This window comes from Brenneria izbisi (assembly GCF_025840185.1).
Lineage (GTDB): Bacteria > Pseudomonadota > Gammaproteobacteria > Enterobacterales > Enterobacteriaceae > Brenneria > Brenneria izbisi.
Window position 1 is genome coordinate 143,487 of sequence record NZ_JAMPJU010000003.1, and the last position, 15,451, is coordinate 158,937.

Annotated in this window: 14 protein-coding genes; 5 read left to right on the top strand and 9 right to left on the bottom strand. The window is 53.6% G+C overall.

Annotation, left to right across the window (positions count from 1 at the left end):
• The first annotated feature begins 121 nt into the window (after positions 1 to 121).
• Positions 122 to 1,054: an SDR family oxidoreductase gene (locus NC856_RS05785; RefSeq protein ID WP_264089483.1), complete on the top strand. Its 933-nt coding sequence runs from the start codon at positions 122 to 124 to the stop codon at positions 1,052 to 1,054.
• A gap of 43 nt (positions 1,055 to 1,097) precedes the next feature.
• Here the strand turns inward: NC856_RS05785 and NC856_RS05790 are convergent, their stop codons facing one another.
• On the bottom strand, positions 1,098 to 1,712 hold the full coding sequence (locus NC856_RS05790; RefSeq protein WP_264089484.1) for a LysE family transporter: 615 nt from the start codon (positions 1,710 to 1,712) through the stop codon (positions 1,098 to 1,100).
• 163 nt (positions 1,713 to 1,875) lie between these two features.
• Here NC856_RS05790 and NC856_RS05795 point away from each other — a divergent pair, with 163 nt between their 5' ends.
• From NC856_RS05795 to folA, 3 genes are all read left to right on the top strand, one after another.
• Positions 1,876 to 2,652, top strand: a complete 777-nt coding sequence (locus NC856_RS05795; RefSeq protein ID WP_264089677.1) for a threonine/serine exporter family protein — start codon at positions 1,876 to 1,878, stop codon at positions 2,650 to 2,652.
• Positions 2,643 to 3,113: a threonine/serine exporter gene (locus tag NC856_RS05800; protein ID WP_264089485.1), complete on the top strand. Its 471-nt coding sequence runs from the start codon at positions 2,643 to 2,645 to the stop codon at positions 3,111 to 3,113. Before NC856_RS05795 ends, NC856_RS05800 begins: the two co-directional genes overlap by 10 nt.
• A gap of 97 nt (positions 3,114 to 3,210) precedes the next feature.
• On the top strand, positions 3,211 to 3,693 hold the full coding sequence (gene folA, locus NC856_RS05805; protein WP_264089486.1) for a type 3 dihydrofolate reductase: 483 nt from the start codon (positions 3,211 to 3,213) through the stop codon (positions 3,691 to 3,693).
• 103 nt (positions 3,694 to 3,796) lie between these two features.
• On the opposite strand, the gene apaH is transcribed toward folA, so the two are convergent.
• From apaH to lptD, 6 genes are all read right to left on the bottom strand, one after another.
• Positions 3,797 to 4,633 carry a bis(5'-nucleosyl)-tetraphosphatase (symmetrical) ApaH gene (apaH, locus tag NC856_RS05810; protein ID WP_264089487.1) on the bottom strand — a complete coding sequence of 279 codons (837 nt, stop codon included), beginning with the start codon at positions 4,631 to 4,633 and terminating at the stop codon, positions 3,797 to 3,799.
• Positions 4,634 to 4,635: 2 nt separating this feature from the next.
• The gene (gene apaG / locus NC856_RS05815; protein WP_264089488.1) at positions 4,636 to 5,013 is read right to left on the bottom strand and encodes a Co2+/Mg2+ efflux protein ApaG; all 378 of its coding nucleotides are present in this window, start codon (positions 5,011 to 5,013) and stop codon (positions 4,636 to 4,638) included.
• 14 nt (positions 5,014 to 5,027) lie between these two features.
• A complete protein-coding gene (rsmA, locus tag NC856_RS05820) occupies positions 5,028 to 5,846 on the bottom strand; it encodes a 16S rRNA (adenine(1518)-N(6)/adenine(1519)-N(6))-dimethyltransferase RsmA (RefSeq protein WP_264089489.1) in 819 nt (272 codons plus the stop codon).
• On the bottom strand, positions 5,839 to 6,840 hold the full coding sequence (gene pdxA, locus NC856_RS05825; protein WP_264089490.1) for a 4-hydroxythreonine-4-phosphate dehydrogenase PdxA: 1,002 nt from the start codon (positions 6,838 to 6,840) through the stop codon (positions 5,839 to 5,841). The genes rsmA and pdxA overlap by 8 nt, the downstream gene beginning before the upstream one ends.
• Positions 6,840 to 8,132, bottom strand: a complete 1,293-nt coding sequence (surA, locus tag NC856_RS05830) for a peptidylprolyl isomerase SurA (protein ID WP_264089491.1) — start codon at positions 8,130 to 8,132, stop codon at positions 6,840 to 6,842. The genes pdxA and surA overlap by 1 nt, the downstream gene beginning before the upstream one ends.
• A gap of 96 nt (positions 8,133 to 8,228) precedes the next feature.
• On the bottom strand, positions 8,229 to 10,631 hold the full coding sequence (gene lptD / locus NC856_RS05835; RefSeq protein WP_264089492.1) for an LPS assembly protein LptD: 2,403 nt from the start codon (positions 10,629 to 10,631) through the stop codon (positions 8,229 to 8,231).
• A gap of 150 nt (positions 10,632 to 10,781) precedes the next feature.
• Here lptD and djlA point away from each other — a divergent pair, with 150 nt between their 5' ends.
• Complete coding sequence (gene djlA / locus NC856_RS05840) at positions 10,782 to 11,654, top strand: co-chaperone DjlA (RefSeq protein ID WP_264089493.1); 873 nt, start codon at positions 10,782 to 10,784, stop codon at positions 11,652 to 11,654.
• A 122-nt stretch (positions 11,655 to 11,776) separates the two neighbouring features.
• Here the strand turns inward: djlA and rluA are convergent, their stop codons facing one another.
• Entirely contained in the window at positions 11,777 to 12,430 is a 654-nt protein-coding gene (gene rluA / locus NC856_RS05845; protein WP_264089494.1) for a bifunctional tRNA pseudouridine(32) synthase/23S rRNA pseudouridine(746) synthase RluA, read from the bottom strand.
• A 77-nt stretch (positions 12,431 to 12,507) separates the two neighbouring features.
• Complete coding sequence (gene rapA / locus NC856_RS05850) at positions 12,508 to 15,411, bottom strand: RNA polymerase-associated protein RapA (RefSeq protein ID WP_264089495.1); 2,904 nt, start codon at positions 15,409 to 15,411, stop codon at positions 12,508 to 12,510.
• Positions 15,412 to 15,451 lie beyond the last annotated feature (40 nt).

The following is a 15,451-nucleotide window of genomic DNA, read 5'->3' on the forward strand; positions in this document are numbered from 1 at the left end:
GTTTTTTTGCTCGGTGCGTTATTGCTACTTACTGCTGAATGAACAGAATAATCAGCTATACTTATTACTATTGTTTGAATTTTTATGTTGTAAATAACATTTTCAACAATAAGAGGTAAGTATGAGTGTCAACGAAAAGAACCGCACGGTAACTCAGGAGACATTATCGCCACTGACGGGAAAACATCCGTCAGAGGCCTATCCCAAGCCTCCTTTTGAAAGTCAGCCGCAGGAGCCGCCAGGTCTTGCCAGCAAAATGAAACCAGTCCCCGATCATGGCGAAAAAAGCTACCGCGGCAGCGGGCGGCTGAATGGTCGTAAAGCATTGGTCACCGGGGGCGATTCCGGGATCGGTCGTGCCGTTGCCATTGCCTACGCCAGAGAAGGCGCGGACGTTGCGATTAATTATTTGCCAGAGGAGGAGTCGGATGCGCGGGAAGTGATCGCGCTGATTCGTGCTGAAGGGCGTATCGCGGTGGCGATCCCCGGCGATATCCGCACGGAGGATTTTTGTCGGCGTCTGGTCAATGAGGCGGTTGAAAAACTGGGGGGGCTGGACATTTTGGTGAACAATGCCGGTCGGCAGCAGTATGTGGAATCGATTGACGATCTCACAACGGAAGCCTTTGATGCCACGTTTAAAACCAATGTGTATGCGCCATTTTGGATCACGAAAGCCGCGATGCCCCATTTGCAGCCGGGTTCCGTCATCATCAATACCGCATCCGTGCAGGCATTCGATCCCAGCGCCATTCTGCTCGATTATGCTCAAACCAAAGCCTGTAACGTCGCTTTTACCAAAGCGTTAGCAAAGCAGGTGGCGGCAAAAGGCATTCGCGTCAATGCGGTGGCGCCGGGGCCTTACTGGACGCCGTTGCAACCGAGTGGCGGACAACCGATGGACAAAGTGATGGAATTTGCCGCGAGTGCGCCATTGGGACGTCCTGGGCAGCCGGTGGAGATCGCGCCATTATATGTGACGCTGGCATCGGCGGAATGCAGCTTCGCGTCAGGGCAGGTATGGTGCTCCGATGGCGGGACAGGCACGCTCTGACAGTTGGCAGTCGGCCCGCTCATTCAGCGGGTCCTGAGATTGCTTAACCCAGTGCGACTTTGATACCGAGGGCAATCAAAACCGTACCCAGCAATTTATCCACCAACTTCTGCGCCTTTTCCAGACCACGGCGTACTGGCCCGCTTTGGAAAATAATCACCAGCAACGGCCACCAGATTACCGATAATCCCCAAATAATCATGGCGTACCATAGCTTTTCGCCAACGCCGGAATCAGTGCTCAACACCTGAGTAAATACCGCCAGGAAAAACAATGTCGCTTTGGGGTTGAGCAGATTGCATAAATAACCTTGTAAAAAGGCTTTTTTCAGGCTGACTTGCTGTTTCGTCAAATTTGATACCGCCATTTTACTTTCGCCGCGGGATAGCAGCGCCAGGATCCCCACCCAGATCAGATAAGCGGCGCCCGCATATTTCAGCAGGTTGAACAGCCATGGTGTGGTGGTGATCATCACCGCCAGTCCAGCGACGCAGTATGCCATATGCGTCGCCACGCCGCAGACCACGCCGAATGCGGTCATCAACGCGGCAATGCGTGGATAACGAGCAGCATTTTTGATCACCAGAAAAAAATCAGGACCGGGAGAAAGCATACCCAAAGTGGCAATCGTGGCGACAAATAATGACGTTTCTAACATGATCTGTTCCAGATGGATAAAATAGAAAGAGTGAACGCGTAGAATGATAGCGGCAGAATCACGAATTGGCATCTTCATTATTGGCTATTGCCAGACAATATGTTAACAAGTCTCCTTTCTTTATTTAGGGATATTTTCCGTGGCTCAGGATCGGGATAAAAACATGGTCAGTGAAATATCACAGCAACGGGAGATTACCCGGCTGTGCATTCAGTGCGCGCTTTTGCTGTTACAGCACGGCGCGGAAAGTATGGTTGTAGAAAAGTTGTCTTCCCGGCTTGGCTTGGCATTGGGAGTTGATAGCGTTGAGACGTCGATCTCGGCAAATGCCATCGTACTGAGCACCATCATTCAGGGACATTGCCTGACATCCACGCGAAAGAATGTTGATCGCGGCATCAACATGCATGTAGTGACGGAGGTGCAACATGTGGTGATTATGGCTGAGCATAAATTGCTTGATATCGCGGGGGTGGAAAAACGGTTTGCCCATATCAAGCCGCTGCGCTATCCACGTTGGTTGATGGTGTCTATTGTGGCGCTTTCCTGTGGTTGTTTCAGCCGCTTGAATGGCGGCGGATGGGATGCTTTTCTCGTCACGATGATTGCCAGCGGCCTGGCGATGTATGTCAGACAGATTTTTACCGCCCGGCACATGAACCCAATGATTAACTTTTGTATTACGGCTTTCGTGGCGACCTCGGCGTCGGGATTGTTGATGAAGCTTCCCGTTTTTCAACAGACGTCAACCGTGGCGATGGCCGCCAGCGTCTTGCTGTTGGTTCCCGGTTTTCCGCTGATCAATGCGGTGGCCGACATGTTTAAAGGACACGTCAATACCGGGCTGGCGCGCTGGACGGTAGCCAGCCTGCTGACACTGGCTACCTGTATCGGCGTGGTAATGGCGCTAGCGCTATGGGGGTTACGCGGATGGGCTTAACGTTGCTGTGGGCGCTGTTACAGGATATGGCTTTGGCGGCTGTACCGGCGTTGGGGTTCGCCATGGTCTTCAATGTCCCGGTCAAAGCGCTGCGCTATTGCGCGGCATTGGGGGCGTTGGGACATGGCGTGAGGTTTATCGCCATGCACTTCGGTTTGAATATCGAATGGGCCTCGTTTCTGGCGGCGATTACGATAGGCATCATCGGTATTCGCTGGTCACGCTGGTTACTGGCGCATCCCAAAGTGTTTACTGTCGCGGCGGTTATTCCCATGTTTCCAGGGATTTCGGCCTATACCGCGATGATTTCCCTGGTGGAAATTTCGCATCTTGGTTACAGCGAAGAATTAATGAGCATCATGGTGACCAATTTTCTTAAAGCCAGTTTTATTGTCGGCGCGCTGTCGATCGGATTATCTCTGCCGGGGATATGGCTGTATCGCAAACGTCCGGGTGTGTAGTTCGCGTCGAAGCGCTCTTATATTGCACCATCCGTATCGACGAGTGAGAGGGCTTTACGTATAGTGTCAGCAATTTTCTGACCTACAGGGTTTCACCATGGTTATTAGTTTGATTGCTGCATTGGCGGTAGATCGCGTTATCGGCATGGAAAATGCCATGCCGTGGCATTTACCGGCTGATTTGGCGTGGTTTAAGCACCATACACAAGGTAAGCCTATCGTCATGGGGCGCAATACTTTCCGCTCCATTGGTCAGCCATTGCCGGGCAGACATAATATTGTCGTCAGCCGGCTGCCCGGCGACGATGATCGCGTGACTTGGGTCGCTTCGCTGGATGAGGCGCTGGTCGCCGCGGGTGAGGCGAAAGAGGTGATGATCATTGGCGGTGGCAGTATCTATCAACAGATGTTGCCAAAGGCGCATCGCCTGTATTTGACTCACATTGATGCAGAAGTGGAAGGCGATACGCATTTCCCGGATTACGAACCTGATGAGTGGCTTTCTACGTTCAGCGAGTTCCATGATGCTGATGAACGAAACTCACACAGTTACTGTTTTGAGATTTTAGAGCGCCGATAGTCTTTTATTTATCCTGCTCTGCAATGTGAACCCGCTATTATGGCGGGTTTTTATTTTCTGGCGCGTTAATAACGCGATTGCGGATACCGGCAAAGCGGTCAATTTAACCGGTGGTGTCCGCTTTCGGGGAGGGCAGGGATTTTTGCGTGAAATAGCGTTTGTCTTCCCAACGCAGCATGGTCAGTTTTCCGCCCCAGCAGCAGCCGGTATCCAGCGCGTAGATGTTCTCCGGCGTGCCTTTTCCTTCCAGCGAAGCCCAGTGTCCGAAAGCGATGGCATATTCCCCGGCGATTTTACCGGGTAGTTCGAACCAGGGTTTTAGTAAGGACGGAGCCTTATTGGGCGGTTCTTTGCACAGCATATCCAACTGACCGCCTGAGAAGCAGTAGCGCATGCGGGTAAAAACATTTGTGCTGAAGCGTAGGCGAGGCAGACCACTGAGTTCAGGGAGCCAGTGGTTCGGCATATCGCCGTACATGGTATCCAGAAACAGAGGATAGCTATCGCTGCTCAGGATGGATTCCACTTCGCGGGCGCAGATTTTCGCCGTTTCCAGATCCCACTGTGGGGTGATGCCTGCATGGGCCATCACCAGCTTTAAATCGTCATCGATCTGCAATATCGGTTGTTTACGCAGCCAGTTAATCAATTCGTCCGCATCCGCTGCTTCCAGCAACGGTGCCAGGCGATCTTTGGGCTTGCTGCGGCTGATCCCGGCATACACCGCCAGTAAATGCAGGTCGTGATTACCCAGAACAAGCCGAACGGCGGGGCCGAGTGAACGAACAAAACGCAGCACGCCAAGCGAATCGGGACCGCGCGCCACCAGATCGCCCGTCAGCCACAAGGTATCTTGCTCAGGATGAAAGGAAACTTGCGCTAATAGCGCCTGAAGTTCAGCTAAACAACCGTGAACATCGCCAACTAAATAGGTAGACATAATTAATGTATCAGTGAAGAGATTGCCAGACGAAATACGGGGATGCTGACCTGGAATGTGTCGCCTTGATGATCGACCATTTGGTAGTGGCCTTCCATTGTTCCCAGCGGAGTTTCCAGCACGGTGCCGCTGGTATACTGAAATTCCTCGCCGGGGGGGATCAGCGGTTGTTCACCGACCACGCCCTCGCCCTGTACTTCCGTTTGACGCCCATTGGCATTGGTAATGAGCCAGTAGCGGCCAAGCAAACGCACCGGATGCCGTCCCAGATTGCGGACAGTGATCGTATAGGCAAAGACAAAACGCTCTTCATCCGGTTGTGACTGTGACTCGACGTAGAAACTTTGAACCTGTACACAAACACGGGGCGCATTAATCATCACAACGACTCCAGTTATTCCTGTGTGGCAGGATGCCCGGTCAACCAGTTAGCCAACCGACAATATTGCTCGACAGTAACATTTTCTGCCCGACTGCCCGGATCAACACCCAGTTCAGTCAACTGTTCCGGGGTAAAGAGATTGCCCAGACTGTTGCGCAGTGTTTTACGGCGCTGGTTAAAGGCTTCTGTCGTGATCCGGCTTAATACGCGAATATCTTTTACCGGATAGGGAACCTCGGCATGAGGCACCAGACGCACCACGGCAGAATCCACTTTGGGGGCTGGCTTGAACGCGCTAGGCGGGACTTCCAGCACCGGGATAATCTGACAGTAATATTGCGCCATCACGCTCAGACGACCATAAGCCTTATTGTTTGGTCCGGCAACCAGACGGTTAACCACTTCTTTCTGCAACATAAAATGCATGTCGCGGATAGACTGAGTATAACGGAACAGATGGAACATCAATGGCGTAGAAATATTATACGGTAAATTGCCGAATACGCGCAGCGGTTGTCCGGCTTGCTCCGCCAGATCTGAAAAATCGATCGTCATCGCGTCCTGCTGAATAATGGTCAGCTTATCTTGCAGCGTCGGATGCGTTTCCAGCCGGGCCGCCAGATCCCGATCCAGTTCGATCACCGTAAAATGATCGATACGTTCGCCAACCGGGGTCGTTAACGCGCCAAGACCGGGGCCGATCTCCACGATGGCCTCTCCGCGCTGCGGATAAATGGCGGAAACAATACTGTCGATCACGAAATGATCGCTTAAAAAGTTTTGCCCAAAGCGTTTACGGGCGAAGTGACCTTGGTGTACTCGATTATTCATTAATATGTTTTATCATTTTGATGGCAAGATTTAATGCCGTGGTAAAGCTACCGTGATCGGCGCGGCCCGTGGCGGCAAGCTCCAACGCCGTGCCATGATCGACCGAGGTGCGGATAAACGGCAGCCCCAGCGTAATATTGACCGCGCGGCCAAAGCCCTGATATTTCAGCACCGGCAGGCCCTGATCGTGATACATCGCCAGCACCGCATCCGCATGTTGCAGATACTTTGGCTGGAAGAGCGTGTCCGCGGGCAGCGGGCCAATGAGCGTCATACCTTGTCGGCGCAGTTCGTCCAACGCGGGCGTAATGATATCCAGTTCTTCACGGCCCATGTGACCGCCTTCACCGGCATGTGGATTCAGGCCGCATACGTAAATCCGCGGCTGAGCCAGCCCAAACCTGGCTTGCAGGTCGTGATGCAAAATAGTGATGACTTCATGCAGACTTTGCCGGGTAATCGCCCCTGACACTTCAGATAACGGCAGGTGGGTTGTCGCCAGCGCGACCCGTAATTCTTCCGTCGCCAGCATCATGACAACCCGCTTACAAGCACTGCGTTCGGCGAAAAATTCGGTATGACCGCTGAAGGCTATGCCGGCATCGTTAATAATGCCTTTATGCACCGGCCCGGTAACCAGCGCCGCAAATTCGCCGCTCAGACAACCATCGCATGCCCGCGCCAGCGTCTTGATAACGTAGGCGCTGTGGTTGACATTAAGCTGGCCTGGAATCGCTGTTGCCGGTGTGGTAATCGGCAGGATGGTTAAACTTCCCGCGGGTTGTCCTTTAGCAGATTGTTCCGGCTGGTAGTGCTGCAAAGTAAGCGGCAAACTCAATTGTCGCGCGCGGCTTAACAACAGGTCGGGATCTGCGCACACCACCAATTCAACCGGCCATGACTGTTGCGCCAGGGCAATGACCAAATCGGGACCAATCCCGGCGGGTTCGCCGGGAGTGATTACGATGCGTGGGATGCCGCGCTCAGTCTGCATCAGTTTGCGCCATTGATGATTTTCACGTAGGCTGCGGCGCGCTGCTCCTGCATCCAGGTTTGCGCTTCTTCGGCGAATTTACGATTAAAGATCATACGGTATGCCTGTTCCTTCTGGGCCGCATCGGTTTTATCAACCTGGCGGGTATCCAGCAACTGGATCAAATGCCAGCCGAAAGCGGAGTGTACCGGTTGACTGATTTCACCTTTTTGCAGCTTCAACAATGCATCACGAAACGCGGGATCGTACATATCCGGCGATGCCCAGCCGAGATCGCCGCCCTGATTGGCGGAACCGGGATCCTGTGAAAGCTGTTTAGCTTGGCTGGCGAAGTCCGTCGTGCCGCTCTTGATCTGCTGCGCTACCTCTTCCAGCCTGGCTCTGGCCTGGCTGTCGTTCATCACCACCGACGGTCTCAGCAGGATATGACGAGCGTGCATTTCCGTGACCGACACGGTTTTATTGCTGCCGCGAATATCGTTAACCCGTAGAATATGGAAACCCACGCCAGAGCGGATCGGGCCGACAATCTGCCCTTTCCGCGCCTGAGTCAGTCTGTCTGCAAACAGCGTCGGGATTTCCTGCAACTTGCCCCATCCCATTTGTCCGCCTTGCAGCGCCTGGGAGTCAGCGGAGTAGGTGATCGCCAGTTTGCCGAAGTCAGCGCCTTCATTGAGTTGTTTTACCAGTGAGTCAGCCAGCGTTTCCGCTTCATCCACCTGCTGCTGGCTGGGGTTTTCCGGCAGAGGAAGGAGGATATGGCTCAGGTTTAATTCATCGTCCACACCGGTCTGGTTGGCAATCTGCTTAGCCAGCGTATCGACTTCCTGCGGTAAAACCGTGACGCGACGGCGAACTTCATTATTGCGGACTTCCGCAATCAGCATCTCTTTGCGGATCTGGTTGCGGTACGTGTTGTAGTTCAGTCCTTCGTAAGCCAACTGGCTTTTTAACTGATCAACCGTCAGCCGGTTCTGCGCCGCAATGTTGGCGATAGACCGCTCCAACTGTTCATCCGTAACCTGGATCCCCATGCGCTGCGCCATTTGCAAAATGATGTTATCCATGATCAGACGTTCGGTGATTTGATGGCGCAATGTCGCGTCATCCGGCAGTTGTTGTCCTGCCTGTTGAGCATTCAACTTCACCGACTGAAAGAGGCTGTTGACGTCGCTTTCCAACACGACGCTGTTATCCACTACCGCCGCGACTTTATCTACCACCTGTGGTGCTGCGAACGCGGTAGAGGCACTCAGCGCCACTCCGAGAATAAGCGTTCTCCAGTTATTCATACTTTTCCCATTATCTCATCCGCAAGGCGGGTTAAAAGTTTCATTGATACAACCGGTCTGTCGCATTCATACCGACGCATACGCGCTGTACGGCTGTCATTCGAAGGCGCGCTGGTAAGGCAAAATACCGGAACGCAGCATCTTCTCAGAACCGAGGCTGTAATTATTGCTTAAACCACGTAATTCGATATTAAACGATACTCTATTGTCATATTCACTGCTGCGGCTGGCCGAGTTCCAGTCGGTGATTTTACGTTCATAACCGACGCTGACCGCCCAGCAACAGGTATTATATTGCACGCCAACCATCTGGCTGGCAGGCTGATTGGCTTTGGTATCGTAATAATACGCGCCGACAACGGCCCAACGATCGACAATCGGCCAACTGGCTGTCAGGCCTATTTGCGAAATGCCTTGTTGGAAGCCAGGGTTCTGTACACTGGGCAGCATCGCCTGAATGTACTCTGGGCTGGCGTAGCGATAATTCAATTGCACCAGGCGCTCGGCATCTCTGCGGTATTCCAGCACGGCATCGCCCAACGCGACTTCGCTCAGACGGTTATCGTACTGCAAGCCGCCGCGCAGCCCCCAGTTATCATCGATTTTCAGGTAGCTGTCACCTGCCCATACCAGGCTGCCGTTGTCTTTACTTTGATCGAGCACGGTATTGTTGTCGCCCGTGCGCGGACGGTCAAAGTAATAGATTTGACCTATGGAAGCATTAAAACGTTCCACCAGTTCATCATCATAAATACGCGACGTTACCCCGGTCGCCAGTTGATTGGCTGACGCGATACGATCCAGGCCGCTGTAGGTTCGTTCACGGAACAGACCGGAATAGTCGGCTTGCAGCAGCGTCGAATCATAAGTATGGATATCGCTTTGATTCCGGTAAGGCACGTACAGATATTGCGCCCGCGGCTCCAGCGTCTGGGTATAGCCTTGCGACCAGTCCATCTCACGTTCGAACACCAGTTTGCCATCGACCTTGTACTGCGGCATGACGCGGTTGACCGAATCTTTCAGCGCGTTTTTATTGGTATCGCTGATGCTGGTATCGGCACGGTAACGATCCAGATTATTCTGCTGATAATGTGTCGCAAGTAGACGCGCCTCCGTCGACAGGCTACCCCAGCGATTGGCTAGCGGCAGGTTGAGCGCGGGTTCAATATGCAGACGCGTCGCTTCAGGACGGTTCTCGTTAATGTTGGTAAATTTTACCGCCTGACCATAAAGATGCAGATCAACCGGGCCGATATCGTTCTGATAATAATTGATGTCGAATTGCGGTTCGGCGCGGTAGACGTCGCGGCTGTTGACGTTGGAAAATACCTGGAATTGTTTGGTGGACAGCGTGGCGTTCCAGTTTTCATTCGCGTAGCCCGCGCTGAATTTCTGGGTGACATAGCCATCCGTGGTTGAGCCGTACTGCGAGTCCAGGTCGGTAAAGTAGCGATCGTCGCTGACCTTGGTGTAATCGGCGTTAAACCGCCACACCTGATCCATCACACCGCTGTGGCCCCAATGGAACAGCCAGCGTGTGGCGTTATCGTCCTGCGGCGCGACTTTGGCGTATTCATTGTCGCTGGGCAGCCAGTCGAACTGAAAAGCGCCGAGACCCGGCGCGGTGAGATAGCGGAACTCGTTTTGCCACTGCATACCGCGCTTGGTTTGCAGGTGGGGTGTGATCGTCGCATCAAAGTTTGGCGCGATATTCCAGTAGTATGGCGTCAGTAATTCAAAGCCGTTGTTGCTGCCGAATTTGGCATTCGGGATCAGGAAACCTGAGCGGCGTTTGTCGCCAATCGGTAATTGCAGGTAGGGGCTGTAGAACACGGGAACGTTGCCGATTTTGACGCGCGCGTTCCAGATTTCCGCAATCTGTTCTTCTCTGTCCTGAATGACTTCCGAACCGACGACGCTCCAGCTATCATCGCCCGGCAGACAAGAGGTAAAGGAGCCGTTTTCCAAAATGGTATAGCGATTGCTGTCGCGCATTTTCATTTTTTCGGCGCTACCGCGACCCTGACGACCAACCATCTGATAGTTGCCGTCATAAACATCAGTATCTTTGGTGTTGAGGTTCGACCAGGCTTTGGGGCCTTTCAAAATGACCTGATCGTCATCATAGTGCACATTGCCCGTTGCGGTAACGGTACGGGTGGGTTCGGCGCCCTGGGTCGCCGCCTCAATCTGATTAAGCTGCACCTGCTCGGCAGTCAGAACCCTGTTGCCTTGCTGAATGTTGACATTGCCGATGAAGCGAGCGTTAGCGGGGTAGTTAGCCTCCGTTTTATCGGCCTGGATATGGACTGGCAATTGATTGGGATCGCCCGTTACCAGCGGTCTGTTGTACGTAGGCACACCCAGCATGCACTGTGCGGCCAGATCAGCCAGCGCATGCTGGCTATAAAGCGCCGACCAAATCAGGGTGGCCAGCAGGGTTGGGAAGCTTTTTTTCATACGCGGTATCAGGTGTTCCGTCATCAGAGGCGTCATGCCGGCAAACGGTCAGAGACTATATCACTCGTCAGCGTTGCGCTAGTGTTAAATCCCCACAGCTTTATACGCACTGCCGTTAGGTTCAAAGATAAATGACGGGTATGATAAAGCAATTTTTGGTCGACGGCATGAGGATTTGAGGAGTATATGCGGTATTGGGGTAAGTTGCTGGGGCTTGCGCTGGGAATTATGTCGAGCGGCGGCATCTGGGGAATGATTATGGGATTACTGATGGGGCATCTGGTCGACAAAGCCAGGTCATCGCGTCGGCGTGACTTTTTTTCCGCCCAATCCACCCGTCAGTCGCTATTCTTCCTCACGACTTTTCAGGCAATGGGACACCTGACCAAGTCCAAAGGCCGGGTAACGGAAGCCGATATTCAGATTGCGACCAGAATGATGGATCGTCTGGAACTGTTTGGCGAAGCGCGAAGTGCGGCTCAGCAGGCATTCCGTGAAGGAAAGGCCAGCCATTTCCCTTTGCGCATCAAATTACGCAAGCTGCGCGATGCCTGCCTTGGCCGTTTTGATTTGATTAAGATGTTTCTGGAAATTCAATTGCAAGTGGCTTTTGTCGATGGCGTATTGCATCCGAACGAAAGGCGCGTGTTGTATGTGATTGCCGATGAACTGGGGGTGACTCGTGAGCAATTCGAGTTTTTTCTGCGCAATATGGAAAGCACCACCAGTCAGTCCAGACAGGGTAGGGCGAAACAGAGTAATAAATCCTATCAGCGTCGTAGTCATCAGTCATCAGGCGGACATTCTTATGGCGGTCAGCGCCCTTTTACGGCGCCGCGCGGACCAACGCTGGAGAGCGCCTGTCGCACGCTTGGCGTGCGTAGCGGCGACGATGCGGCGACCATTAAACGAGCTTATCGCAAACTGATGAGTGAACACCATCCCGATAAACTGGTGGCGAAAGGGTTATCGCCACGGATGATGGATATGGCCAAGCGGAAAGCGCAGGATATTCAAGCTGCTTATGAGCTACTGAAAAGCAAGGATCATGTGAGATAAGGTTATCTTTTTCTTACTCGTCTTGGATTTTTCTACCTGTAATTTTTCTCTTCTATTTCTCCGCGTTTGTTTTTTCATCATGGCGTCTCAGCCAATCAACCAGTCTTCAAATCAACTTGTCTTCAAAAATCCGCTTCACAACGAAAGTGCATCGGCGTGTTGAATTCAGGATGGGTGATGGCGAGCTCTTGCGCGTGCAGTAGCAGGCGCGGCGCCAGCGCTTTGGCTTGTGGATGCGCGTAAAAACCATCGCCAAGAATGGGGTGGCCGAGCGCCAGCAGATGAACCCGGAGTTGGTGGGAACGGCCTGTTATCGGCATCAGCCTGACTCTGGTGGTGCTATCGCTATCGCGGGACAACACCTGATATTCGGTTTGCGCGGGTTTACCCTGTTCAAAACAGACTTTCTGTTTTGGGCGGTTCGGCCAGTCACAAATCAAAGGCAGATCGATCAGTCCTTCATCGTGTTCCATCCATCCCCACGCGCGGGCCAGATAGGATTTTTTCGGTTCCCGTTCGCGGAACTGCCGCTTCAACTCCCGTTCCGCCGCCTTTGTCAGCGCCACGACAATCACGCCGCTGGTAGCCATATCCAGACGGTGTACGCACTGCGCCGCAGGATAATCGGCCTGAATACGACTTATCACGCTGTCGTGGTGTTCTGGCGCGCGACCGGGAACAGACAGCAAGCCGCTGGGCTTATTCACCACCATAATATGTTGATCCTGATACAGAATATGTAACCAGGGTTCGGTCGGGGGATGGTAAGGTTCCATCTATCGCGCCTTTTTCAGACTCTACCGCTAACGGCCCCGGCCTGCTGAAAAGGAGCAGGCCGGGAGGATAAATACGACTACTGATGCGTGACCACCACCAGACGAATGGCATCCAACCGCCAGTTTGCCTGATGTAAATTGTTCAGCACCTGCTCACGCTGCGTTTCCAATGCTTGCAGTTCATCATCACGAATATTCGGGTTGACGGCTTTCAACGCTTCCAGGCGTTCCAGTTCGCGACGCAACTGTTGATCAGCCTGATGTTGCGCATCGGTAATCAACTGACGCGCTTGTTCTTCCACCAGTGATTCGGCCTGTTGCAGCATGGCGTGGACATCCGCCTGCACCGCATTCACCAGCTTGCTGGAAGTATGGCGGTTGACGGCGTTTAGCTGCCGGTTGAAGCTCTCGAATTCAACCTGTGCGGCGAGGTTGACGCCTTTGCGATCCATCAGCAAACGAACCGGGGTCGGCGGCAGAAAACGCGTCAGTTGCAGATGTTTCGGTGCTTGCGCTTCCACCACATAAATCAGTTCAGCCAGCAGCGTGCCTACCGGTAGGGCTTTGTTTTTCAGCAGCGATACGGCGCAACTGCCGATGTCGCCGGACAGAATCAGGTCCAGACCATTACGGATAAGCGGGTGTTCCCAACTGATAAACTGGGCGTCTTCACGGGACAGCGCCTGCTCGCGATCAAACGTGATGGTGCAGCCGTCTTGCGGTAACCCAGGGAAATCCGGCACCAGCATATGATCGGATGGCGTCAGCACAATCAGGTTATCACTGCGATCTTCCTGATTGATACCCACGATATCAAACAGGTTCAGAGCAAATGTCACCAGATTGACATCATTATCCTGCTCGGCGATGTCCTGCGCCAGCATCTGGGCCTGTTCGCCGCCGTTGGAGTGCATTTCCAGCAGGCGGTCGCGCCCTTGTTCAAGTTGTTGTTTTAATTGCTCATGCTGTTGTCGACAGGTATGGATGAACGCATCCAGATCCTGTTGTTCGTCGGGCGTCTGCAATCGTTCGATCAGTTGCGTATAGTGGGCGTCATAGATGGTGCGTCCGGTCGGGCAGGTGTGTTCAAACGCATCCAGCCCTTCGTGATACCAGCGCACCAGTATGGCTTGCGCGGTATTCTCCAGATACGGGATCAGGATCTGAATCTGCTGCGACTGACCAATACGATCCAGACGGCCGATCCGTTGTTCCAGCAGATCCGGGTTGAACGGCAGATCAAACATGATCAAGTGGCTGGCAAACTGGAAGTTACGCCCTTCGGAACCGATCTCGGAACAGATCAGAACCTGAGCGCCATCTTCCTCGGAGGCGAAATAGGCGGCGGCGCGATCGCGTTCAAGGATGGATAGCCCTTCGTGGAAAACCGCGGCACGGATGGCTTCGCGGGTACGCAGCACCTGCTCCAGTTGCAGGGCGGTGGCGGCCTGCGCGCAGATCACCAACACTTTTTCATCACGATGCGCCGTCAGGTAATTGAGCAGCCACTCCACGCGCGGGTCAAAATTCCACCAGGTGGCGTCGTCGCCTTCTAATTGCTGATAAATCTGCTCTGGGTACAGCATATCGCGCGCGCGGGCTTCGGGCTGTTTGCCGGCCCCCATGATGCCGGAGACTTTGAGCGCGGTTTGGTACTGTGCCGGTAACGGCAGACGAATCTGGTGCAGAATACGCTGCGGGAAACCTTTCACCCCCTGACGGGTATTCCGGAACAGCACGCGGCTGGTGCCGTGGCGATCCATCAGCATGGTGATCAGTTCCTGACGCGCCTGCAGGTTGTCGTCGCTGTCGCTGTTGATCGCTTTGAGCAGTGGTTCGATATCCTGTTCGCCCAGCAGATCGCCCAATGCGTTAAGTTCGGCGGTTTGCGCCTTTTCTCCCGCCAGCAGCAGGGTAACGGCATCGGCCACCGGGCGGTATTGCAGTTGTTCGGCAACGAATTCCTGATAGTTGTGGAAGCGGTTGGGATCGAGCAGACGCAGACGGGCAAAGTGACTCTGCTGGCCTAACTGTTCCGGCGTGGCGGTCAGCAGCAGCACGGCGGGGATAATGCGGGCCAACTGTTCCACGGCCTGATACTCAGAGCTTGGGTTATCTTCACTCCATGCCAGATGGTGCGCTTCATCCACTACCAGCAGGCCCCAGTTGGCATTAACCAACTGCTCGAAGCGCTGGGCGTCGCGCTGCACGAAAGCGAGCGAACAGATAACCAACTGCTCAGTTTCAAAAGGATTGCTGCTGTCCAGTTTGGCTTCTGCGTAGCGTTCATCATCAAACAGCGAGAACAGTAGATTAAAGCGTCGCAGCATCTCTACCAGCCACTGATGTTGCAGGGTTTCCGGCACAATGATCAATACTCTTTCCGCTCGGCCGGCAAGCAACTGCTGGTGGATGATCATCCCGGCTTCAATGGTTTTCCCCAGACCGACTTCATCCGCCAACAATACGCGCGGCGCGTGGCGCTGCCCCACTTCGTAGGCAATGTGCAACTGGTGAGGGATCAGGCTGGCGCGCATGCCGCGCAGACCTCCCCATTGTTGCCGCGCTTGTTCATTCTGATGTTTGCGGGCGCGATAACGCAAGGCAAAGCGATCCATCCGGTCAATCTGACCGGCGAATAACCGATCTTGTGGCTTATTGAAGGTTAGCTTGCTATCCAGCAGGACTTCACGTAATTCCGTTGGTGATTCATTGTCCAGACGCAGACCACAGTACACCAGCAGACCTTTTGCTTCGCGCACGTCCTCAACTTTCATCTGCCAGCCTTCGTGACTGGTCACCGTATCGCCGGGGTTGAATATCACGCGCGTGATGGGCGCATCGCTGCGGGAATAAAGCCGGTTTTCACCGCTGGCCGGAAATAGCAGCGTTATCATGCGCTTATCGACGGCAACCACCGTACCTAATCCCAGTTCGCTTTCCGTATCGCTGATCCAGCGTTGACCAAGTGTAAAAGGCATAAATTGTTAGCTCGATTTTTGTCTGTGTCGGGAGAGTGTT

Bases quoted from the DNA above. Each gene is read 5' to 3' on its own strand.
- lptD (WP_264089492.1), bottom strand. From the start codon at position 10,631: ATGACGCCTCTGATGACGGAACACCTGATACCGCGTATGAAAAAAAGC.
- NC856_RS05800 (WP_264089485.1), top strand. From the start codon at position 2,643: ATGGGCTTAACGTTGCTGTGGGCGCTGTTACAGGATATGGCTTTGGCG.
- pdxA (WP_264089490.1), bottom strand. From the start codon at position 6,840: ATGCAGACTGAGCGCGGCATCCCACGCATCGTAATCACTCCCGGCGAA.
- rapA (WP_264089495.1), bottom strand. From the start codon at position 15,411: ATGCCTTTTACACTTGGTCAACGCTGGATCAGCGATACGGAAAGCGAA.
- NC856_RS05790 (WP_264089484.1), bottom strand. From the start codon at position 1,712: ATGTTAGAAACGTCATTATTTGTCGCCACGATTGCCACTTTGGGTATG.
- folA (WP_264089486.1), top strand. From the start codon at position 3,211: ATGGTTATTAGTTTGATTGCTGCATTGGCGGTAGATCGCGTTATCGGC.
- apaG (WP_264089488.1), bottom strand. From the start codon at position 5,013: ATGATTAATGCGCCCCGTGTTTGTGTACAGGTTCAAAGTTTCTACGTC.
- apaH (WP_264089487.1), bottom strand. From the start codon at position 4,633: ATGTCTACCTATTTAGTTGGCGATGTTCACGGTTGTTTAGCTGAACTT.
- rluA (WP_264089494.1), bottom strand. From the start codon at position 12,430: ATGGAACCTTACCATCCCCCGACCGAACCCTGGTTACATATTCTGTAT.
- NC856_RS05795 (WP_264089677.1), top strand. From the start codon at position 1,876: ATGGTCAGTGAAATATCACAGCAACGGGAGATTACCCGGCTGTGCATT.
- rsmA (WP_264089489.1), bottom strand. From the start codon at position 5,846: ATGAATAATCGAGTACACCAAGGTCACTTCGCCCGTAAACGCTTTGGG.
- NC856_RS05785 (WP_264089483.1), top strand. From the start codon at position 122: ATGAGTGTCAACGAAAAGAACCGCACGGTAACTCAGGAGACATTATCG.
- djlA (WP_264089493.1), top strand. From the start codon at position 10,782: ATGCGGTATTGGGGTAAGTTGCTGGGGCTTGCGCTGGGAATTATGTCG.
- surA (WP_264089491.1), bottom strand. From the start codon at position 8,132: ATGAATAACTGGAGAACGCTTATTCTCGGAGTGGCGCTGAGTGCCTCT.